This window comes from uncultured Porphyromonas sp., from assembly GCF_938023125.1.
GTDB lineage: Bacteria > Bacteroidota > Bacteroidia > Bacteroidales > Porphyromonadaceae > Porphyromonas.
The window spans coordinates 1-20577 of the sequence record NZ_CALHDW010000007.1 but is presented as its reverse complement, the minus strand read 5'-3'; the positions used below and the strand labels follow the sequence as shown (position 1 = coordinate 20577).

Genomic DNA, 20577 nt, shown 5'->3' with positions numbered 1-20577 from the left:
CTAACCTACTGTTTTACAGAAGGATTAGTCCATTGATCATGAACTTTCATTCCTAAAAGGGGATCCGAATGATAGGTCGACATTCAAAAGAAATAGCTACTTTTGCACTCGTATTGCGATAAAGGCCTATTACGGTGTCGCAGCACATAATGGGTCAAGTACTCTACGATACAGAAAGTTTTTTCTGGCTTTTAGAACAGAAAAACCAAGAAGGACGCACAGAGAACCTACCCATTGTTTTTTTGATATTAAGGTGAAAACAATAGCCATTCCTCCTCCCAATAAGAGTATAAAAGAGCAAGAGAAATGGTACTAACCCAAGAGAAATGGATTATCACTACATGACTAAGGACGGCTTCGACCGTCTAATGGATGAAATTAGTCGTCTGGAAAGGGAGGAGCGTCCTGCCATAGCTCAAGCAATTGCTGAGGCTAGAGACAAAGGAGACCTCTCAGAAAACGCGGAGTATGATGCTGCCCGTGAAGCTCAAGGCTTGCTCGAAGCGAAGATTTCGCAACTAAAAACGCAAGCTGCCAACACACGCATTATAGATGAGAGTACGATCGACACCAGCAAGGTGCAACTACTAACCAAAGTAAAAGTAAAGCGTCTTGATGATAATTCGATCATAGAATATACGATTGTGCCCGAGATAGATGCTAACTTCAAAGAGCGCAAACTCTCCGTTACAGCCCCTATCGCCCGCGGTCTTATCGGGAAAAAGGTGGGAGAGATTGCCGAGGTACAGGTACCTATAGGGCTTCTTCGCTTCGAAATTTTGGAGATCTCTATCTAAAGATCTCACTCCGTAGGGTTCAAATTGATAGTAAGCTATGAGTTCGATTTTTTCTCGGATTATCGCAGGAGAGATCCCTTGCTATAAGGTAGCAGAGGACGAGCGTCATTTTGCATTCCTAGATATCAATCCCAAAGCCGCAGGGCACACTCTTGTAATACCCAAGCAAGAAATTGATTATATCTTCGACCTGGATGATGAGAGTACAGCAGCCCTCCACCTATTTGCCAAAAAGGTAGCAAAAGCCATTGGCGAGGCTATCCCTTGTCGCAAAGTAGGTTCTTTTGTGCTGGGATTGGATATTCCCCATGCGCACATTCACCTCATTCCCCTACAAGACGAATCGAGCGTAAACTTTGCCTCAGGGCAGCACCTCAAGCTCAGTAGCGAAGAGATGCAACGTATTGCAGATAGTATAGCACAAAAGATCCTATAAAAAGGAGCTAATCAAAAACGATAGAGCCCCCCATACAATAAAGGAAAACGGCCTCTGTTCTATCACTCCCATGCAAGTTTTATTATTTGCATGGGAGTTTTTTTGAGCCAATATGTTTTTAGAAGATCGGTTTAGATATAAAGCATTTTAGAAAGCAAGAAATAATCAACCGAGGGCATCTATACAAGAAATTCGAAACATTTATTCCACAAACAGACCATTATAAAGAAAAAACTCCTATCTTTGCTAGGGAAAAATAGTATGTAATGAATTTTTTCGATTTTGACTTTGCAGACGAAGTCCTAGATGGGCTGGACGCCATGAATTTTTCGGAGCCGACTCCCATACAAGAGGCGACTATCCCCCCACTGCTGGAGGGGCGAGATCTTCTTGGATGTGCTCAGACAGGTACCGGCAAAACGGCAGCATATCTCCTCCCTATCATTAACCGGATCTATTTAGGTGAGTTCGAAGAGGGGTATATCAAGGCTATTGTAATGGCTCCCACACGCGAACTAGCACAACAAATAGACCAGCAAATTACGGGATTTGGCTACTTCGTATCCATCTCCTCTCTCGCCATATATGGGGGGACTGATGGTACTGCTTGGGCACAAGCTCAGCGAGGCGCCGAGCGAGGAACCGATATTGTTGTAGCTACTCCCGGTAGGCTTATCTCTATGTTAAACCTGCAGGCAGCCGACATATCTCACACCTCTTATTTTGTTATTGATGAGGCAGATAGGATGCTCGACATGGGCTTCTACGATGATATAATGAGCATCTGTAGACACCTACCAAAGACATGCCAAATTGCACTCTTCTCGGCAACAATGCCACCAAAAATAGAGGAACTCGCTCGTAGTATTCTTAAAGATCCGGTACACGTTGCCATTGCAATCTCTAAGCCACCCGAGACTATCCTACAGAGTGCTTACATCTGCTACGAAGCTCAAAAATTACCCATCGTTACGGATCTTTTATCCTCGATGTCGGAAGAGCAACCAACCAAAACGGTCGTATTCTCTTCCTCAAAACTCAAGGTTCATCAGCTTGCTACTGCGCTAAAGAGCAGAGGGGTAAATGTGGCAGAAATGCACTCCGACCTCGACCAAACCACGAGGGAGCAAGTAATGCGTGACTTCAAAACAGGTTACGTAGAGGTGCTAGTCGCTACAGATATTGTAGCCAGAGGGATCGATATTGATGACATCAAGGTGGTAATCAATTACGATATGCCCCACGATCCCGAAGACTATGTACACCGCATCGGACGTACCGCTCGAGGAACCGACGGAAGAGGCGTTGCCATCACCCTTGTCAACGAGGAAGAGCAACGTAGCTTCGCCTCCCTTGAGCACTTCCTTGGCTACTCTATATATAAGGTGCCCATAGGATCGGAGTATGGAGAAGCCCCTAAGTACTCTCCAAAAACCTCTCAGAAGCGTTACGGCAAAGGAGGTAATAGACGTAGGCCAAAGGTGCAAAACCATGCAAAAAAAGCTTCAAACGGAAAACAAAAACAGACACAATCTGAAAATGGGACAACCCCCAAAGGACGGGTTTCGCACCGCTCCAGAAAACCCTTTTTCAAGAAAAAGCAATCTAAGGGGGAATAATAAACACTATTATCTCTATTGCCAATAATGAAGAAATCTATGAAAGAACCCGTATTACTCAGTGAAGTTGCATCTGGGACAAAGGTGGGTCAAACAAAAAGCCAAATCATTGCGTATTGTATTGAACATGGTCCCTCTACCATCACTGACCTCGCACATCATTTGATGCTCAGCACGCCTACCGTTACTAAGTTCATCACAGAGCTAGAGAATAAGAAGTGTATTGCCAACTATGGCAAGCTAGAGACCAATGGTGGGCGCTATCCCTACATCTACGGGCTACACCCCGAGGCAGGGATATTCATCGGAGTAGATGTACAGCACGATCGTTTGCACATCGGGCTTATGAATTTAGTGGGAGAGATCCTTCTTCAGGACTACGATATCCCCTACACACTCAGCGATACTCCGGAGTCTCTAAACGAACTTTGCAACCAGATCCGCGCCTTTATCTCCGAACACAAGATTGATACGAGCAACCTGCTCAACATCAATGTCAATATGCCGGGGCGTATCAACTCCCTAACTGGGCATAGCTACACCTTCTTCCAGCAGCTACAAAGGGAGACTCCTCTAGCAACAATTCTCAACAAAGAATTGGGCTTTAATGTTTCGTTGGACAACGACACTCGAGGCATGGCCTACGGAGAATATATGCAGGGAGTAACTGCCGGTAGTGATGCCAAAAACGTACTCTACCTCAATCTAAGCTGGGGACTTGGTCTCGGGATTATCCTCGATGGCAAAATCTACACCGGCAAGTCCGGCTTTAGTGGCGAGTTTGGGCATATGAGTATCTTCGACAATGAGATACTTTGCCCCTGCGGCAAGAAGGGTTGTATGCAAACCGAGATTGGCGGGCTTGCACTCCACCGCGTACTTACCCAGCGTATTGCAGCCGGAGAGGTTTCTGTGCTTTCTGAGCTCTACCACAAGGGGCAGAATATCACTCTAAGCGACATTATCGACGCCATCAATCATGAGGACGTACTCTGCCTCGAAGTGCTTGATTCTATCGGACGCAAACTCGGTAGACAGCTTGCAGGGCTTATCAATATCTTCAATCCCGAAGTAGTGATTTTGGGAGGGGCATTGGCCGCAACAGGCGAATTCCTCCGACTCCCCGTTGAGACAATTGTACGCACCTACACGCTTAATGTGGTAAGCAACGATACATCTATCAAGATTGCCGCCCTAGGAAAAGAAGCCGGGCTTATTGGCTCTTGCATGATGGCTCGCTCTCGCCGTTTTGGTAAGACAAACTAATCAAGAAACAGAGGGGAGGAGAAAAGAATCTTCCCCTCTTACTCTCCCCCTCTTATTGCATATTTCGCAAGAATAGTGTTACTTTGCACCCAAGGAGGGAGGAATTAACCTATAAAGGCTACCCCCCCAAGAATATAAAACTAGATCACGATTGCCTATCGAAACATTGCTACTCTTTATTTATTAGAAGATCATAGCAATATGAAAGATATAAAGCTGAGATCGGACGATGAGTTGATCTCACTCTATGTTGAAGGTTGCAACGAAGCCTTCGACGCGCTTATCGACAGATATGACGGTGAGCTGCTTTCTTATATACGCCTACAAGTAGGCGATAGCGATGTGGCAGATGACCTATTCCAAGATACGTTTATCAAGGTTATCCATGTGCTCCGTGCCGGCACCTATCAGATGCAAGGCAAGTTTCGTCAGTGGCTATTCCGAGTGGCTCGCAACATGGTGATAGACTACTTCAGACGCACCAAGGCACAGCACGTTGTCTCCATCCACGACGAAAACTTCAGAGAGGAGTTTCTTGATAGACTTCCCTACCCTAGCCCCAACATTGAGGAGCAATTGGTAGAACAAAATCGTAAAGATTTATTACACTCTTGCGTGGCACGCCTCCCCAAAGAGCAGCGCGATGTACTCATTTTGCGCTATCATAAAGACATGAGTTTCAAGGAGATTGCCGATTATACCGGGGTTAGTATCAATACAGCCTTAGGGCGCATGCGCTATGCGCTTATGAACTTACGCAAGATGGCGCCTCGGCAGGCCTTCGACTAAAACAGAGCTCTCCTCACAAAGGTCCAAAGGCCTCCTAATCCTATCAAAATGAGGTCCAAAAAGGATTTCGTAAGGAGTATTATGTTTTTTAAGCACTGCTATTTAGATTTTGTATTGTATATTTGCAGAGAAATAGCATCGATGGATTCTACATTAGGAGATATACAGGTTTCCCTTTCGTTGTAGAAAGAATCGTCCCTTTTTCTGAGCTAATCGCTAAGTAAGACTTGCCCCCTGGGTGAGCGATTCCTTTTCGAGTTTAGTAAGTTTTTTGGATTTGATCGATTCTCCATCGTGGCCAATCATATATATTTAAATTCTATAGCCTACACAACCCTTGCAGTAAAGGGAAAGGCTAAAGAAGCACTAAAGCAAAATAGCAGAAGGTAATCACACGATGCAAACAAAGTACACTATTGTATCTCTTGATGGCAAAAAAGACGAAGAATTGCACGCTATCGCCCAAGAGCTGGGGATGAAAGACATCCCTTCGGGCAGGGATAGACTAATTTATGCCATTCTAGACTTCCAGGCCGAACTCCAGGCCGAAGTGGGCAAAGATCAAGGGAGACCCAAGTCGGATCGGAGCAATACGAAACGCTCTGACACCAATAATACAAATACGACAGAGGGGAAATCCTCTTCTCAACCGAAGGAAAGAGATCGCGCCAATAACCCCAGAGGGGCAGCGAAGACATCCTCAAACACCCCCTCCGCTCCCAAGCAGAAGAGCCTCTTCTCCCCGGATATGGACGATGAAGCACGAAAAAAAGCAATCGAAGCAGCCTCTGCTGAGAGCGCAAGTCATCTAGCAGGCAATACAAAAACAGAGAGTTCGTCAATCCACCCTGCTCTCCTTTCTTCTAGCTCAATCCCAGAAGAAATTGCCTCAACCATCAAAAACGAGGATAATTACCCCAAGGGCGCTGCAGCCATCCTCCCCGAAACTCCGGCATCCGAAGCCTCCCAAGGAGCGGCATCTACGAGCAAACCTACGCAAATGGTATTTACCAATGCCAATGCTAAAGACTCGCTACTCGACTCTATTATGCCACTAATTACCCCCACAAAGGGTGCAAATGGAGAAAAAGCGGCAGCTCCCCAAGAGCGCAAAGGACAGAAAAATCAGGAAAGGAATAACCGCAATCAGCAAAACCGCCAAGACAAAGCAGAAAAAGCTGAGAGCACCGCTGAACAAGAAACCCCGCTATACAACTTCGAGGGCATACTCCCTTGCATTGGGGTACTCGAGGTGATGCCTGATGGATACGGCTTCTTGCGCAGTGCCGATTACAACTATCTCTCCTCTCCGGACGACATATATCTCTCACAGCAACAGATCAAGACCTATGGCTTAAAGTCGGGAGATGTAGTAGAGGGTACCATCTATCCTCCTCAAGACGGAGAGAAGTATTTCCCCTTTGCTTCTCTTGAGAAAGTAAATGGCAAGCTCCCCTCGGAGATCCTAGACAGAGTGCCGTTTGACCACCTAACTCCGCTTTTCCCCGAGGAGAAATTCAAACTCGAAAGCCTTGATGTGGCAGGGGTATTCGACAAGACGGCCATGCGCATTGTAGATCTATTCTGCCCTATCGGTAAGGGACAACGTGGACTTATCGTATCTCAACCTAAAACGGGTAAGACGATGCTACTCAAGGATATTGCCAATGCCATTGCAGCCAATCACCCTGAGGTATACGAGATCATATTGCTCATCGACGAGCGTCCGGAAGAAGTTACGGATATGGCTCGCAACGTTAATGCAGAGGTTATTGCCTCTACCTTTGACGAGCCGGCAGAGCGCCACGTAAAGATTGCAGAGATTGTACTGAGCAAGGCCAAACGTATGGTGGAATGCGGCCATGACGTTGTAATTCTATTGGACTCAATCACACGTCTTGCTCGAGCCTACAACACGGTGCAACCAGCCTCTGGGAAGGTACTCTCCGGGGGGGTGGACGCCAATGCCTTGCAAAAGCCCAAACGATTCTTTGGTGCCGCTCGTAACATCGAACACGGAGGAAGCCTCACGATCCTCGCTACGGCCCTTACCGATACGGGTTCAAAGATGGACGAAGTGATCTTCGAAGAGTTCAAGGGAACAGGTAACATGGAGCTACAACTCGATAGAAGAATTGCCAATAAGCGACTCTTCCCCGCCATGGATATCATGTCGAGCAGCACCCGTCGTGACGATCTTCTTCTCGACTCTGTGACCCTCAATCGTATGTGGATCCTACGCAAATATCTATCAGACATGAACCCCATAGAAGCCATGGAATTCGTAAAGCAACGTGTAGAAGCTACGGATTCGAATCTCGAGTTCTTAGCTTCGATGAATAGCTAAAGAGCCCATCATTCAATGGATTATAGGTACCTTCTCCTCTCAACGGGGAGGAGGTACTTTTTTTATTTCCGAGAAGGATATAAACGAAGGGCGCCCCCTTGTCCGAAGATACAGCAGTAGGAGATTAAGCGACAGAGGACAAGAAATCTTCGGAAGAAGCCCACTTTATTTACAAAAGACAGGCCCTAGTCTCATTTTTATTTGCTTAATTTGTAAACGAATTGAGAGAGGGTCCCTATACGTTGTAGGGTTGCCCCATCAAAGGAACGCGTATGGAAGATACTAACTTGATGCCCCAAGAGAAAAACCTCAATACTACAGCACCCGATGCTGCTGAGGCTACTACTCCCGAAGCTCCCGTAAACGGAGCCGACCACTCAACTGAGAGCCCTGCTTACAAAACTTTCTCTTATGAGGAAATCGAAGCGATGACTTGTCCTCAGATTGTAGATGCAATTGCACTGATGTCTCAATCTGAAGTTTTACCCTCTCGCCGTGATGTCGACGCCCTAAAAAAGGGATTTGATAGGAAAAAAAGTGCGTACGAACGCGCGGAGACAGACGAAGCGAAAGCCCAACTCGAAGAGGCAAAACTACACGAGAGTCGCTTACACGATATCCTGGAGACCTACCGACTTCGCTACCAACAAAACCTAGAGGAAGAGCGAAAAAAGCAGGAGAAGAACTACGAACTCAAGCGTCAGCTCATCGAGACCTTGCGCTCCATCGTTTCGAGTCAAGACGACTTTTCGACCATCCGTACACAATACTACGAACTAGAGGAGAAGTGGAAAAGCATCGGACAGGTACCCGAGGCGAAGTACAACGAACTCCAAGCCGAATATAGTAAGTTGCGCGAAGAGTACTACGATCTTCGCCAGATGAACGAAGAGAGTCGTGCCTACGACTTCCGCAAAAATCTCGAAGCCAAACAAGACCTCATAGCTCAAGCTGAGGAGCTTAGTACTCGTGAAGATATCATAGAGGCCTGCAAAGAGCTACAGCAGCTACACCGCGAGTGGAAAGAAATTGGCCCCGTAGAGAAGTCTATGCGTGAGGAGATTTGGGCCAGATTCAACGAGCTATCCCACGATCTTAATAAACGTCGTCAGGAGTTTTTCGACAACCGAAATGCTCAAGAAGAAGCCAACCTCTCCGCAAAACAAGAGATCTGCTTGGCCATAGAGTCTCTCCCCATTGATTCGTTCAATAACGCCTCAAAATGGAAGAGTGCTACCGAGCAAGTGCTCAAGCTGCAAGAGCAATGGAAAGAGACCGGGCACGCTCCACGCAGCGAAAGCAACGAGATATATAAGCGATTCAGATCGGCCTGCAATTTCTTCTTCGACACTAAGGCTAAATTCTTCCAAACCCTACGGGAGCAATACGATCAGGCTGATACTACAAAGCGCAGGATTATAGAAGAAGCAGAAGCTCTTGCCTCCAGCACGGATTGGAATAAGACTGCCAATAGACTCAAAGAGCTACAAGAAGAGTGGCGCAAGGCGGGACGCTCGTCTCAACGTGTGGGTGATGAGCTATGGGCTCGCTTCCGCACCGCATGCGATACCTTCTTCGAAGCACGCAAAAAACAGGGCAATGCACGCAATACAGAGCAGGTAGCCTGCCTAAAAGAAAAGCGTGAGATCATTAGCGAAATCGAAGCTTTGATTCAAGAAGAGGGTGCTACACAAGAGGAAATGCGAGGCAAACTCAATGCCCTCATGGAGCGCTTCAATGCCGTGGGTCATGTACCCTATCGTGATAAAGAAAAGGTGTACAATGCCTACTACCGTGCTGTAGACAAGGTGTATGAGAAGTTCCAAATGGAGCGTAATCAGCGTCGTCTCGAAGCATTTGCATCAGATATCGATGGCATGGGCGGCGACCTAAAGAAGCTAGAGGATGAGCTAGAAAGACTCTATCGTACCCGCGAGCGTATGTCCAAGGAGTTGCAAACCTCTACTGGCAATCTAGATCTCTTCTCAGTTTCGTCGAAGTGGGGAGACTCCATGATGAGAGACATAGAGCAAAAGCAACAACGCTTGAAACGAGATCTAGCCTCCATTGGCGAAAAGATTCGTCTACTCCAAGAAGCGGTGAAGGAAGCACGTGCAGAGAACAAATAAACTCCTCTTGTCACTACTTCGGACATTCACGAATAACGATTAATTGTGTCACTCAAAGGAGGTCTATTCGGCCTCGTTTGAGTGGCTTTTTTATTCTAAAAAGGAAATGAACTTGCAAGAAGAGGGGCAACACAAAGAGCGACTTCTAATTACAGGAGCAACAGGTTTTATCGGCAAATACATCCTAGAAAAAGCTATAGAACTGGGGTTTGACGTATGGGTGGCAGTACGCAAAGAGAGTGCAAGAGAGCGCTTCGAGGGGCTACCTATCCATCTCTTGGAAGTTGATTTCTACTCTGTGGATCAGATGGCGCAACAGTTCGCACAGATCCCCCTCTCGCTCCCCACAGAGGCTCCTTTTCGCTACGTTATCCACAACGCAGGTCTTACCAAGACGCTCCATAAGAGAGAATTTCAGGAGGTCAATGCCGAGCATACACGCCGTCTGCTAGAGGCTCTTGAGCGTATGCCTGCTCTACCCGAGAGGTTTGTATTGATGAGCAGTATGGGCAGCTATGGAAAGAATCGTAGCCATCACCCCTTGGATGCCTCCATGCCACACGAGCCAAATACGCTCTACGGGAAGAGCAAACTCCTGGCCGAGCACTATGTGCGCCAATCGGACTTTCGCTACACCATCCTCAATCCTACCGGGGTATATGGTTTTGGTGACCAAGACTATTGGCTCTCCATCGATACCATGAAAAAGGGTTGGAGTTTTCTATCAGGACGCAAGCATCAACAGCTCTCATTTGTGTACGTGCGAGACTTAGTGCAAGCTCTATTCCTCGTAATGACCCATCCCGAAGCCGAAGGGAAAAATTATCTCGTTTCGGATGGGCAAACGTACGACGACCACGACTTCACCCTTTTCGCATCAAGGCATATCCATCGTAAAGTGCGCGAAGTTCGAGTTCCCCTTAGCATCATATATATAGCATGTGTTTTGGGAGAACTCTATGGAAAACTCACGGGGTATCCCATTGCACTAAACCTAGATAAATACCCCATCCTCAAGCAACGCAATTGGCAGTGCAATATCGCTCCCCTTCTAGCCTTAGGGTACCGCCCCCAATATGATCTCGCCAAGGGACTTGACGAAGCATTCGCTCTTGCCAAAAAGAAGGAGGGACGCTAAAACTTAGCCGTCGGAGGGCACTTTCCACCCAATCCTCCAACAGACAACTTGACCTAGAATAGAAAAGGAAAAACTCCTGCCCTAAAAATAAAAATTTATAGGCTGATAATTCACCGATTATCAGCCTATTTTTGTATCCATTTCTGCCCAGAATCCCTCCCCAAACCACCCTAGACAAAAAGAGAAATTTCCATACTTTTATCTCTCGAAAAGAGAGTATTATTCCTTCTCTTAGCATTTCTGTACTCCTTTTGACAGCACCAATCCTCTGGCTTATCGGCAAGAAATCCCTCTACATTTGAGGCAGAAGACCTTATTTCTTGCCTATAACGGCAAGAAAACAGATAGATCGCCTAAGCCATTATTTATTGGAGCTTTGTATTTTTTATTGCGAGAGACAAACACTTTCACTGCAAAGTAAAAAACGCACCGAACTAAAAAACACTCAACTATTGTCGTAAGTAAAAACAAAAACTATCTTTGCGTATGATTAAGATCAAATATTATAGTAATATGAAGCTAGAAAAGTTTTTATCAATCCTCGGTTGGATAGCTACGGCAACAGCCATGGCGATGTATATTTCCTATATACCACAGATCAGTTCTAACCTCGCCGGACAAAAAGGCGACTGGCTGCAACCAATGGTCGCAGGTATCAACTGTACGCTATGGGTAGCCTATGGTTTTATTCGCAAGAAGAAGGATTGGCCCATCGTTATAGCCAATCTCCCCGGCATTATCTGCGGCTTCCTTGCCTCTTTTACGGCCATGTAAAAATCTCTATGAGTTAATAGAGACGAAACTCGACAACAACGAACTACTAAAAGTAAGACCTCAGGAATGCAACAAAGCATATCCTAGGGTCTTTTTTATGTAAGCCCCCCCCCCGCATTTTATCACGGTATCAAAAAGAAAAGAGCCCGCAGGGAAGTCTCCCCACGAGCTCTCTCTCAAAGTATATATCAGACTATATGTCTAGATTTCATTACTCTACAATAGTAACCCATCCATAAGGATCTTCTATATCACCATACTGAATAGCACGGAGACGGTTGTAGAGTTCTTCGCAACGCTTGCCTGGCTTACCATCCTTAGAGATCTGGTAAGTCTTATTTTCATCAAGATCGTCAATACGAAGAATAGGGCTGATCACAGCAGCAGTACCGCAAGCACCGGCTTCTTCGAACTCTGCAAGTTCGCTTTCGGGTACATGGCGACGTTCTACATTCATACCCATATCCTTAGCGAGTTGCATCAAGCTCTTATTGGTGATAGAGGGGAGGATAGAGGTAGACTCAGGCGTAATGTATGTATTGTTCTTGATACCAAAGAAGTTAGCAGGACCGCATTCGTCGATATACTTCTTTTCCTTTGCATCAAGGAAGAGACATGCAGAGTAGCCCTTATCGTGAGCAAGTACCGTAGGAATCATACCGGCGGCATAGTTACCCCCAACCTTGATCGTACCGGTACCCAATGGAGCTGCACGGTCATAGCCACGCATAATAGCCATAGGAGTAGGTTTGAATCCTTCTTTGAAGTAAGGACCTACAGGAGTTACAAATACGATAAAGAGGTATTCGGGAGCGGGCTTAACACCTACTTGAGCACCGAGTCCGAGAAGGAGAGGACGGATGTAAAGAGAAGCACCACTCTCGTAGGGAGGGATGAAGCGTTCGTTGAGCTTAACAGCCTTGATGCAAGCCTCTTCGAAAAGTTCTTGAGGTACGGGTTGCATCACAACGCCCTCTGCTGAGCGGATCATGCGCTTAGCATTTTCGTCCATACGGAAGATACGCACCTTTCCATCTTTGCCCTTGAAAGCCTTTAGACCTTCGAAAGCTTCTTGCCCATAATGGAGGCAGGTTGCCCCCATATGTATGGTGATCGTTTCTTCGGAAGAGACTTCTAGTTCTCCCCATTTGCCGTCGCGGTAGTAGCAACGTACGTTGTAGTCAGTCTTGTGATAGCCAAAACCTAAAGATGACCAATCGAGTTGTTCCATAATACAGTACGTATTTGAGATTTGTATAACACTTGCAAAAGTAGCCATTATCGGTTAAATAACAAAGGCTTTACCGAAGGTCTTGCCTCAAACATACCTTTGTAATAAGCTCGCTGCCCATTGACATAGGTGCTTTCGACGCTGTGATCGAAGCTATAGCCTTCGAAAGGCGACCAACCACAGCGGCTCACAATGCTTTCTTTGCTTACCTCTGTATTCTCCCGAGGATTGACAAGGACGAGATCTGCATAGTAACCAGGGCGGATATATCCTCGCTCTTGTACCGAGAATAGGTCACTAGGACGGTGACACATCTTATCCACCACCAACTCTCTAGACCACAAGCCCTGCTCAGCAAGTTGTAGCATCACGAGTAGAGAGTATTGAATGAGGGGACCACCCGAAGCAGCCTTGAGAGCTCCTCCTTCTTTCTCCTGCCAAAGATGCGGAGCATGGTCCGTGGCTACGATATCCAATGCTCCGTCTATCAGACCTTGGCGCAATGCCTGCCTATCGGCTTCTGTCTTTATGGCCGGATTCCACTTAATACGTGTGCCAAGGCGGGCATAATCCTGATCCGTAAACCAGAGATGATGCACACAGACTTCACTTGTGATATGCTTTTCTTTTAAGGGGAGGTCATGGCGGAATAAAGCTACCTCTCTAGCTGTACTCAGATGCAACACATGGAGGCGAGTGCCATACTTCGTAGCCCTATCGAGAGCCTCCGATGTACAACGATAGCAAGCTTCGTCACTACGAATAAGGGGGTGGCAAGTGATAGGAGGATCCTCTCCATAACGCTCAACGTACAAGGCTCGATTACGGCGAATGATCTCTTCGGACTCAGAGTGAATGGCTATGAGATGAGGGCTCTCTGCAAAGAAAGTCTCTACCGCCTCCCTACGATCCACCAACATATTGCCTGTAGAGGCTCCCAAGAAGAGTTTGATCCCGGGGATTATCTTTGGATCTAGAGAAAACAGACTCTCCGCATTACTATTTGTGCCCCCCACAAAGAAGGCATAATTTGCCCAAGAGACCTCGTACGCATGGTCGCGCTTCCACATAAGAGCATCGTACGATGTGGTGGCGGGATTCGTATTGGGCATATCCATAAAGGAGGTTACCCCTCCGGCAATGGCAGCTCTACTCTCGCTCTCTATATCGCCCTTGTGGGTAAGACCCGGGTCTCTAAAGTGTACTTGATCATCAATAACACCAGGGAAGAGCCACAAGCCCTCACAGTTTTCGATCTGGGCATTACGAGCCTCTTCGGGGATGTGGGTCGGAGACATCACCCCCGGATAAACGGCCGCAATGCGCTCCCCGTCAATCAACACAGAACCGAAGAAAGTTTTTCCTTCGTTCGTTATCTGAGCATTAAGTAGTAGTTGTTTCATAGTAGCACGTAGTGTTGAGAGATCCTTCTTCTCCGCTGTTTCTTAATTTGCTTTGCGGCGAGGATATCCTTTGAATGTATGCCATAAACGCAACTTGAGTACTCCCGTGAACGCTTCGCCAAAGATAGAACTGCTCATCTTGGAGACTCCAAGCTTGCGATTGATAAAGACGATGGGCACTTCTGTTAGCTTGAAACCGAGACAAGCGGCCACGTATTTCATTTCGATTTGGAAGGCATAGCCTTTGAAATGGATGGCATCAAGATCAATGGCTTCTAGCACCTCTCGGCGATAGCATACGAAGCCGGCCGTAGTGTCGTGCACCTTTAACCAGGTAACGAAACGGACATAATAAGAAGCCCAACGGCTCATCATGATACGATTACGAGGCCAATCCTTCACGCCCCCCCCCTTTATATAGCGAGAGCCCACTGCCACATCATACCCTTGATCGTGACAAGCTGCATAGAGGCGGGGTAGCGCTTCGAGAGGATGACTAAAGTCGCAATCCATCTCAAAAATGTAGTTATACCCCTCAGAGAGACACCACTTGAAGCCTGCAATATAGGCCGTACCCAAACCGAGCTTTCCCTTACGCTCCAAGAGATGGAGGCGCTCAGGGTATTTCGCCATCTCCTCTTTTACGATGGAAGCTGTACCATCAGGAGAGGAATCATCCACGATAAGTATTTCAAAATTACCCTCTAGAGCAAATACTTGGGTAATCATATTGGCGACATTTTCTCGCTCGTTGTAGGTGGGAATGATAATAATCTTATCCTTCATATGTAGCGCAACTCTCCTATAATTGCTATCCGTTTTTTAGTTGCCACAAAGGTAACACAAAAGAAAAAGAGAATACATCACTCGAATACAAGACAAGCCCTTCCTATGCTGGGATTAATGTACCTTTGCTCCGTAAAGAAGACAAGCCCCGGGGGAGTTATACGCATCTTTACCCCAAAAGTACGTCATGCATGATCTAGACAAACAGGTAAACCAACAGCTCGAGGCCCTAGCAACAAAGGAGAATCTCCGCCAGCTCTCCCTCCCCTACTCCTCTCTAGGGAAATGGATTGTCGTCAATAAGGAGAAGCGTCTCAACCTATCCGGCAACGACTATCTTGGGCTTACTGAGCGGGCTGACCTACGTGAACAGTTCGCCGCTCTTCATCCTGAGTATAGTACCCCCTCGGGCAGCACCTCATCTCGCCTCCTATTGGGTAACTATGAGGAGGCCGCTCTCTTCGAGACCGAAATAGCAAAGGCTCTAGATCACCCGGCAGCTCTACTCTTCAATAGTGGATACCATCTCAATACAGGCATTCTCCCTGCATTAGCCCATCTGGAGGGTATAAAGGTATATGCAGATAGGATGGTGCATGCCAGTATTATTGATGGGATACGCCTAAGCCGACTCCCTTTCACGCGCTTTAGACACAACGACCTTGAGCACCTTAGCGAGCTACTGAAAGAGGATGAAGGGAAGTATCGTATTTCCATCGTTGTAGTAGAAAGTCTCTACAGCATGGACGGCGACGAAGCTGATCTCAAGTCGCTTGTTGCCCTAAAGAAGAGCTATCCCTCGCTCGTTATCTACTGCGACGAAGCCCATGCCATAGGCACCCACGGCGCCAACGGATACGGATTGGCAGAAGAGCAGGGAGTACTTGCCGATATTGACATACTAGTGGGCACATTCGGAAAAGCCCTAAATAGTATGGGAGCCTATGCCGCAATTAGCCCCTCTCTGAGGGAGTATCTCATCAATATGGCCCGCCCCCTTATTTTCTCAACAATGCTACCACCGGCTGTTATAGCTTGGAGCCGATACATATTCGCATTATTGCCCCAATTAGGAGAAGAGCGTGCTCAACTGAGAGAGGTAAGCCGATATCTCCGCTCTTCTCTCGAAGAAAAAGGATACTCGTGCCCCGGAGTGGCTCAGATCTTACCCCTAATTATAGGCGAAAATGGGGCTTGCGCTCTTTTGGCAGAGAGGCTACAAGAGGGAGGATTCGAAGTAAAACCGATACGCTACCCCACCGTAGCTCTCGGGACAGCTCGCCTACGCCTTTCTCTTACCGCAGCTATCAACCCGAACGACCTCACCCCAATGCTACAAATACTAGAGCCTCTCCGATGAAACAGCTGTTACTCCGCTCCGCCTCCTCACCGGCACCCGCCCTCCTCATCTTTTGCAACGGATGGGCCATGACTCGTGCCGCAATAGAGCACCTTGCACTCCCCCTGGGGTATGATCTCCTACTCGTAGAAGACTATAGGCGCCTCGACTTCTCTTTCGGCTTTTCACCCTACACTCATGTAGATCTTGTAGCCTGGTCTATGGGGGTATGGGCGGCGACTCTCCTTCATCTGCAGGGCCAATTACCTCCACTATCTAAAGCGATTGCCATTGCAGGGACTCCCTACCCAAGGCACGATGATTGGGGGATACCCTGTGCCATCTTCGATGCAACAAGAGACAACCTCAGTGAGGAGAATAGAGAGCGATTCAACCGACGGATGTGTGGCGGGAAACGGCTACGACACCTATTCGACTCCCTCAAAACACGCTCTACCGAAGAGCTAATAACAGAACTATCTTACGTAGGGTCACAACCCCTCTTCGCCAGCGAGCAAGGGCGCACTCCGTGGACGCACGCTATAATCCCGATCAAGGATCGCATCATTCCTGCCGCTAACCAACTTGCTTGGTGGCAGACGACAGACGTTGCCATCACCATACTCCCCGAAGCCGATCACTACCCCTTTGGAGCCTACTCCCATTGGGAGCAACTTCTCTCTCCCGATACGCTTCCCCATGAATAAAGCCCAACAAGGTATCGCCCGCTCCTTTGCCCGTGCCGTCTCCTCCTACGATCGGTACGCCCTTGTGCAAAATCAGATTGCTCAACACTTGGTAGCCTATCTACCCCAGGGGAAAAAATACAACCATATCCTGGAGTTTGGTTGCGGAACGGGCCTACTCACCAAAGCTCTGACAGCTAGAATTGAAGTACAACATTGGTTGCTCAACGACCTTAATGCCACTATCCTAGAGAAGGCCGAGCAATACCTGGAGCATCAAACATATACAAAACTCATAGGAGATATATCCGAGGTATTATCCCGGATCACCACTCCACTAGATCTTATTACCTCGGCTTCTGCCCTACAATGGATAGAAGATCCTTTTCTCTTGCTCTCCCAAGCCCAAAAGCATCTTACCCCCCAAGGGGCTCTACTCATCTCCACATTTGGGGAACGTAATCTACACGAGTTGCGTACCCTCACAGGGCGAGGGCTCCGCTATTTCCCAGCATCGGAATATAGGGAGTTTTGTGCCGAATATTTTAGCGATGTAAAGGTAGAAGAAGAGGAGGTTGTACTGCAATTCCCCTCGTTAACTGACCTCCTGCATCACCTACGAGCCACCGGTGTGACTCACCTCCCCAATGACAATATTTCCTATCTTTGCGGTCGTGCCCAACTCGCTCAGCTAGAGAAGGAATACACGATGAAGTACCCTCACCCTCAGGGAGGCATCTCCTTGACCTATCATCCCATATATATAAGATGTAGCAAAAAGGTCTCTAAGTAGACCCCTCAAAGTAGAAATAAAACGAAATAAGCAATATGAATCGAACAAAATTTTTCTCTGTCATTGCATTGGCAGCACTTACATTCCTTGCCATTGGCTGCAAAAAGGAAAGCAAGATTACAGGTATAGTATCCCCCGACATGAAGGGCGAGATGCTACGAATTTACGATCTAGACCAAGAGGACACCTCTGTCGCCGTAGATAGTATCACCCTCGATGGGCCCAACTTCGAATACGTATTCAAAGGCGAAATGGGCAAAGTTTATCGCCTCGTTTCTACTGACGAAGGTATCAATACGATGTTGGTAGCGGAAGCCGGAACCCTTACTCTAGACACCACTTGCAACGCATTCCGTGGCACCCCCATCAATGATGAAAATGCCGACATCTACAAAAAGATACAAGAGGGAATTGCCCAAGGTGGTGAAGTTTGGATCCGAAATGTCTACACCCTTGCTGAGCAATTCTATCTTAAATATGCCGACTCTAAGGCCGGATTCTTGGGCTACTACCTCTGCAAAATGACCTGCGAGGAAAGCAGCAAACTAAGCGATCTATTAGACAAAGCAGGGGACGCCCTCAAGGCTATGCCCATCATTAAAAAGGATATCGCACTCTTTGCCAACCTCAAAGAAACCATGCCCGGCAACCAATTTAGAGACTTCACGGGCGAAGACCCCGAGGGAAATAAAGTATCTCTCGGCGACTATGTAGGCAAAGGGCAGTACGTGCTCGTAGATTTTTGGGCCTCTTGGTGTGGTCCCTGCCGTAGAGCGATCAAGAATGAGCTCCTTCCTATCTACGAAAAGTACCGCAACAAAGGCCTTGGCATTGTAGGCGTAGCTGTATGGGACGGCAAAGAAGATCATCTCAAAGCTGTAGAAGAATTAGGCATCGCTTGGCCTCAAATCTTCGACACTGAGGGTACTACAGCTACCGAACTCTACGGTATTATGGGTATCCCCCAGATTATGCTCGTAGGCCCTGATGGCAAGATTGTTGCCCGCGACTTGCACGGAGAGGCTATCGAAGAGATCATCGCTCCCCTCTACGAAACCACGGGCGACGCAAAATAACGCCCCCTGCGCTCTCCTTCCCGAATAGGGAAGAGCCGAATAAAAGGTGTGGTGTACTGAAAATAATTTCTGAACTTTTTTCGAACCATTGCCGTCCGATAAAAGAAAAAGTAAGGGGCTGATTTCCGCAAATGGAAATCGGCCCCGTTTGTTTTACCCTTGGCGTTAGAGGGTACAATAGTAAGAGATAAGAAAAGTACCCTCTTTACCGAGAAGAAATAATTTCGAACCTTTTTATGCCCTAGAAAAAGGGGGATTGCCAAACCTGCTCAGATGCTCTTCTTGAGTGAGGCAACGTGGTTCCATGTACCAGCATTGAGGACGTTGTCAAATCCATTGCGTTCGAGGATGACATGGGCTTGAGAGCTGCGGCCACCACTGAGACAGAAGACTATGATCGACTTCTTACCCTTGAACTTGTCAAGCTTCGCTTCGATCTGATCTAGTGGGATATTAACTGCACCGGGGACACTGCCCGAGGCAAATTCGCCGGCAGAGCGGACATCGACCAAGAATGCACCGTCCTTGATGGCCTCGATGAGTGTCTGATCATCGGGGCGAGAGAAAAGGCTTTTGATAAGTTTGAACATGAAAAAGTTATGATGTTTTATAGGAGTGATGAATGACATTATTATTTGGACCTCCTGCTCCGGCAGACAAAGTCTGTCTTTGGGATGCTTGTCTGAGAGATGGCTTCGAAGCCTCCATCGACATTCGTGAAGTTGCGATACCCCTTTTCCTGAAGGATGCTTGCCGCTATCATACTGCGATAACCACTGGCGCAGTAGAGGTAAACATGTTGGTCACGAGGGAGATCTGCGATCCAATCATTGATGTAGGCGAGGGGGCGGCTGTAAGCCTCCTCGACGTGCTCTGCTGCGTATTCGCCCTCCTTACGGATATCGATGATGATACCCTCTTTGAGTGGGAAGTGTCCGGCAAGACTCTCTGCCGAGATGCACTCTACGTGATCGACCTCTTTGCCCGAAGCCTTCCAAGTCTCGAAACCTCCGTCAAGGTGCCCAAGGACATTGTCAAATCCCACACGGCTGAGCCTTGTGATGACCTCTTCTTCACGACCTGGTTCGGTGATGAGAACGAGGGGTTGTTTGACATCCACGATCATGGCACCTACCAAAGGAGCGAAGTCTCCGTCAATACCAATGTTGATCGAACGAGGGAAAAGGCAAACGTAATAAAAAAAGCATGACTTTGCCCCAGCTTCGGCTTAGAAAAATGAAGTAATCGACTAATAGCCTTTTACTTGTCATGTGTGATATCCCAACACCGATCCCCTCCACCCGATCCGAGGGAAAAACCTTCCTCCTCTACTATCCCATCAACTGCCCAAAACACCACGAAGTACGGTCTGGAGACAAAAGTCCTCTATGTGGCATTTTTTATTAGACAATTTTATTCGCAAAAATGATGTACCTTAGCGAGGTAACAAAAGAGGAAAATCCGTATGAATACATTCTTTATTCTAGGTTTGATCGTGCTAATATTAGCCCCTGTTATATACCGCTTCCCTATGCTACTTGCCGGCTATAATACCATGTCTAAGAAAGAGCGTGCAAAGATTGATGAAAAACGCCTCAAAACATATGCCGCAGGAGGGTTGGCAATACTGGGGATAGTTACGATGCTCTTTGGCTTCCTACCGGAGAAAGCCATGTGGGTACACATCACTTATGTATGCTTTATTCTTGTATTTCTGGTCGCCTTTCTCATCGCGACAAACAGCAAGCGTATGCAGAAAAAATAGCCCTGTAAACCCAATCTTCGTGCCTAATTTATTTTCCTCAATAGGGTAATTTCCCAAAAATTATGGGCCAGAATAATGAAAAGAATTAGCCTACTTCTGCTTAGCCTTCTACTCTTCTCTTTGAAACTTACTTTCGCACAAGAGAGGGCAATAGAGGGATTCGTTTATATCGATCAAAAAGAGCCTGCCGAGATGGCTCTTGT

At 47.2% G+C, this 20577-nt stretch carries 19 protein-coding genes; 14 read left to right on the top strand and 5 right to left on the bottom strand.

All coding sequences use genetic code 11. The annotated features are described in order from the left end of the window. Positions 1–326 precede the first annotated feature (326 nt). The 9 genes from greA (at position 327) to Q0090_RS01985 (ending at position 11295) form a co-directional block, all read left to right on the top strand. Positions 327–797, top strand: a complete 471-nt coding sequence (greA, locus tag Q0090_RS02025; RefSeq protein WP_297946951.1) for a transcription elongation factor GreA — start codon at positions 327–329, stop codon at positions 795–797. Positions 798–834: 37 nt separating this feature from the next. Further along, complete coding sequence (locus tag Q0090_RS02020) at positions 835–1233, top strand: HIT family protein (protein ID WP_297946950.1); 399 nt, start codon at positions 835–837, stop codon at positions 1231–1233. A 266-nt stretch (positions 1234–1499) separates the two neighbouring features. Then, positions 1500–2852 (top strand): DEAD/DEAH box helicase, encoded by a 1353-nt coding sequence (locus Q0090_RS02015; protein ID WP_297946948.1) that lies wholly within the window; start codon positions 1500–1502, stop codon positions 2850–2852. Positions 2853–2891: 39 nt separating this feature from the next. Then, positions 2892–4118 (top strand): ROK family transcriptional regulator, encoded by a 1227-nt coding sequence (locus Q0090_RS02010; protein WP_297946947.1) that lies wholly within the window; start codon positions 2892–2894, stop codon positions 4116–4118. A 201-nt stretch (positions 4119–4319) separates the two neighbouring features. Then, positions 4320–4907, top strand: coding sequence for a sigma-70 family RNA polymerase sigma factor (locus Q0090_RS02005; protein WP_297946945.1), 588 nt, complete (start codon positions 4320–4322; stop codon positions 4905–4907). Between the two features lie 397 nt (positions 4908–5304). Next, a complete protein-coding gene (gene rho, locus Q0090_RS02000; protein WP_297946944.1) occupies positions 5305–7254 on the top strand; it encodes a transcription termination factor Rho in 1950 nt (649 codons plus the stop codon). 272 nt (positions 7255–7526) lie between these two features. Further along, positions 7527–9383, top strand: a complete 1857-nt coding sequence (locus Q0090_RS01995) for a DUF349 domain-containing protein (protein WP_297946942.1) — start codon at positions 7527–7529, stop codon at positions 9381–9383. A 106-nt stretch (positions 9384–9489) separates the two neighbouring features. Further along, positions 9490–10521, top strand: a complete 1032-nt coding sequence (locus Q0090_RS01990) for an NAD(P)-dependent oxidoreductase (protein WP_297946940.1) — start codon at positions 9490–9492, stop codon at positions 10519–10521. A gap of 513 nt (positions 10522–11034) precedes the next feature. Next, on the top strand, positions 11035–11295 hold the full coding sequence (locus tag Q0090_RS01985; RefSeq protein ID WP_297947118.1) for a SemiSWEET family transporter: 261 nt from the start codon (positions 11035–11037) through the stop codon (positions 11293–11295). Positions 11296–11506: 211 nt separating this feature from the next. On the opposite strand, the gene Q0090_RS01980 is transcribed toward Q0090_RS01985, so the two are convergent. From Q0090_RS01980 to Q0090_RS01970, 3 genes are read right to left on the bottom strand one after another with little or no spacing between them, the layout of a single operon-like run. Then, positions 11507–12526, bottom strand: coding sequence for a branched-chain amino acid aminotransferase (locus Q0090_RS01980; RefSeq protein WP_297946938.1), 1020 nt, complete (start codon positions 12524–12526; stop codon positions 11507–11509). A 47-nt stretch (positions 12527–12573) separates the two neighbouring features. Further along, positions 12574–13929 carry a dihydroorotase gene (locus Q0090_RS01975; RefSeq protein WP_297946936.1) on the bottom strand — a complete coding sequence of 452 codons (1356 nt, stop codon included), beginning with the start codon at positions 13927–13929 and terminating at the stop codon, positions 12574–12576. 42 nt (positions 13930–13971) lie between these two features. Then, positions 13972–14715 (bottom strand): polyprenol monophosphomannose synthase, encoded by a 744-nt coding sequence (locus Q0090_RS01970; RefSeq protein ID WP_297946935.1) that lies wholly within the window; start codon positions 14713–14715, stop codon positions 13972–13974. A gap of 187 nt (positions 14716–14902) precedes the next feature. Here Q0090_RS01970 and Q0090_RS01965 point away from each other — a divergent pair, with 187 nt between their 5' ends. The 4 genes from Q0090_RS01965 to Q0090_RS01950 are packed head-to-tail and all read left to right on the top strand — an operon-like array spanning position 14903 to position 18609. Further along, the gene (locus Q0090_RS01965; RefSeq protein ID WP_297946933.1) at positions 14903–16075 is read left to right on the top strand and encodes an 8-amino-7-oxononanoate synthase; all 1173 of its coding nucleotides are present in this window, start codon (positions 14903–14905) and stop codon (positions 16073–16075) included. After that, positions 16072–16761, top strand: a complete 690-nt coding sequence (locus tag Q0090_RS01960) for a pimeloyl-ACP methyl esterase BioG family protein (RefSeq protein ID WP_297946931.1) — start codon at positions 16072–16074, stop codon at positions 16759–16761. Before Q0090_RS01965 ends, Q0090_RS01960 begins: the two co-directional genes overlap by 4 nt. Then, a complete protein-coding gene (bioC, locus tag Q0090_RS01955) occupies positions 16754–17533 on the top strand; it encodes a malonyl-ACP O-methyltransferase BioC (protein ID WP_297946929.1) in 780 nt (259 codons plus the stop codon). The genes Q0090_RS01960 and bioC overlap by 8 nt, the downstream gene beginning before the upstream one ends. Positions 17534–17568: 35 nt before the next feature. After that, on the top strand, positions 17569–18609 hold the full coding sequence (locus Q0090_RS01950) for a TlpA disulfide reductase family protein (RefSeq protein WP_297946927.1): 1041 nt from the start codon (positions 17569–17571) through the stop codon (positions 18607–18609). Positions 18610–18878: 269 nt separating this feature from the next. On the opposite strand, the gene Q0090_RS01945 is transcribed toward Q0090_RS01950, so the two are convergent. Next, entirely contained in the window at positions 18879–19199 is a 321-nt protein-coding gene (locus tag Q0090_RS01945; RefSeq protein WP_297946925.1) for a rhodanese-like domain-containing protein, read from the bottom strand. A 41-nt stretch (positions 19200–19240) separates the two neighbouring features. Next, positions 19241–19735 (bottom strand): rhodanese-like domain-containing protein, encoded by a 495-nt coding sequence (locus tag Q0090_RS01940; protein WP_297947116.1) that lies wholly within the window; start codon positions 19733–19735, stop codon positions 19241–19243. A gap of 339 nt (positions 19736–20074) precedes the next feature. Between Q0090_RS01940 and Q0090_RS01935 the strand changes: the two genes are divergently transcribed. Beyond that, positions 20075–20374 carry a DUF3784 domain-containing protein gene (locus Q0090_RS01935; RefSeq protein ID WP_297946923.1) on the top strand — a complete coding sequence of 100 codons (300 nt, stop codon included), beginning with the start codon at positions 20075–20077 and terminating at the stop codon, positions 20372–20374. Positions 20375–20577 lie beyond the last annotated feature (203 nt).

Excerpts from the sequence above, each read along its gene's own strand:
- Q0090_RS01985 (WP_297947118.1), top strand. The coding sequence starts at position 11,035 with ATGAAGCTAGAAAAGTTTTTATCAATCCTCGGTTGGATAGCTACGGCA.
- Q0090_RS02010 (WP_297946947.1), top strand. The coding sequence starts at position 2,892 with ATGAAAGAACCCGTATTACTCAGTGAAGTTGCATCTGGGACAAAGGTG.
- Q0090_RS01965 (WP_297946933.1), top strand. The coding sequence starts at position 14,903 with ATGCATGATCTAGACAAACAGGTAAACCAACAGCTCGAGGCCCTAGCA.
- Q0090_RS01975 (WP_297946936.1), bottom strand. The coding sequence starts at position 13,929 with ATGAAACAACTACTACTTAATGCTCAGATAACGAACGAAGGAAAAACT.
- Q0090_RS01945 (WP_297946925.1), bottom strand. The coding sequence starts at position 19,199 with ATGTTCAAACTTATCAAAAGCCTTTTCTCTCGCCCCGATGATCAGACA.
- Q0090_RS01970 (WP_297946935.1), bottom strand. The coding sequence starts at position 14,715 with ATGAAGGATAAGATTATTATCATTCCCACCTACAACGAGCGAGAAAAT.
- Q0090_RS01935 (WP_297946923.1), top strand. The coding sequence starts at position 20,075 with ATGAATACATTCTTTATTCTAGGTTTGATCGTGCTAATATTAGCCCCT.
- Q0090_RS01995 (WP_297946942.1), top strand. The coding sequence starts at position 7,527 with ATGGAAGATACTAACTTGATGCCCCAAGAGAAAAACCTCAATACTACA.
- Q0090_RS01940 (WP_297947116.1), bottom strand. The coding sequence starts at position 19,735 with ATGATCGTGGATGTCAAACAACCCCTCGTTCTCATCACCGAACCAGGT.
- Q0090_RS01980 (WP_297946938.1), bottom strand. The coding sequence starts at position 12,526 with ATGGAACAACTCGATTGGTCATCTTTAGGTTTTGGCTATCACAAGACT.
- Q0090_RS02005 (WP_297946945.1), top strand. The coding sequence starts at position 4,320 with ATGAAAGATATAAAGCTGAGATCGGACGATGAGTTGATCTCACTCTAT.
- Q0090_RS01960 (WP_297946931.1), top strand. The coding sequence starts at position 16,072 with ATGAAACAGCTGTTACTCCGCTCCGCCTCCTCACCGGCACCCGCCCTC.
- greA (WP_297946951.1), top strand. The coding sequence starts at position 327 with ATGGATTATCACTACATGACTAAGGACGGCTTCGACCGTCTAATGGAT.
- Q0090_RS02015 (WP_297946948.1), top strand. The coding sequence starts at position 1,500 with ATGAATTTTTTCGATTTTGACTTTGCAGACGAAGTCCTAGATGGGCTG.
- Q0090_RS01950 (WP_297946927.1), top strand. The coding sequence starts at position 17,569 with ATGAATCGAACAAAATTTTTCTCTGTCATTGCATTGGCAGCACTTACA.
- Q0090_RS01990 (WP_297946940.1), top strand. The coding sequence starts at position 9,490 with ATGAACTTGCAAGAAGAGGGGCAACACAAAGAGCGACTTCTAATTACA.
- bioC (WP_297946929.1), top strand. The coding sequence starts at position 16,754 with ATGAATAAAGCCCAACAAGGTATCGCCCGCTCCTTTGCCCGTGCCGTC.
- rho (WP_297946944.1), top strand. The coding sequence starts at position 5,305 with ATGCAAACAAAGTACACTATTGTATCTCTTGATGGCAAAAAAGACGAA.
- Q0090_RS02020 (WP_297946950.1), top strand. The coding sequence starts at position 835 with ATGAGTTCGATTTTTTCTCGGATTATCGCAGGAGAGATCCCTTGCTAT.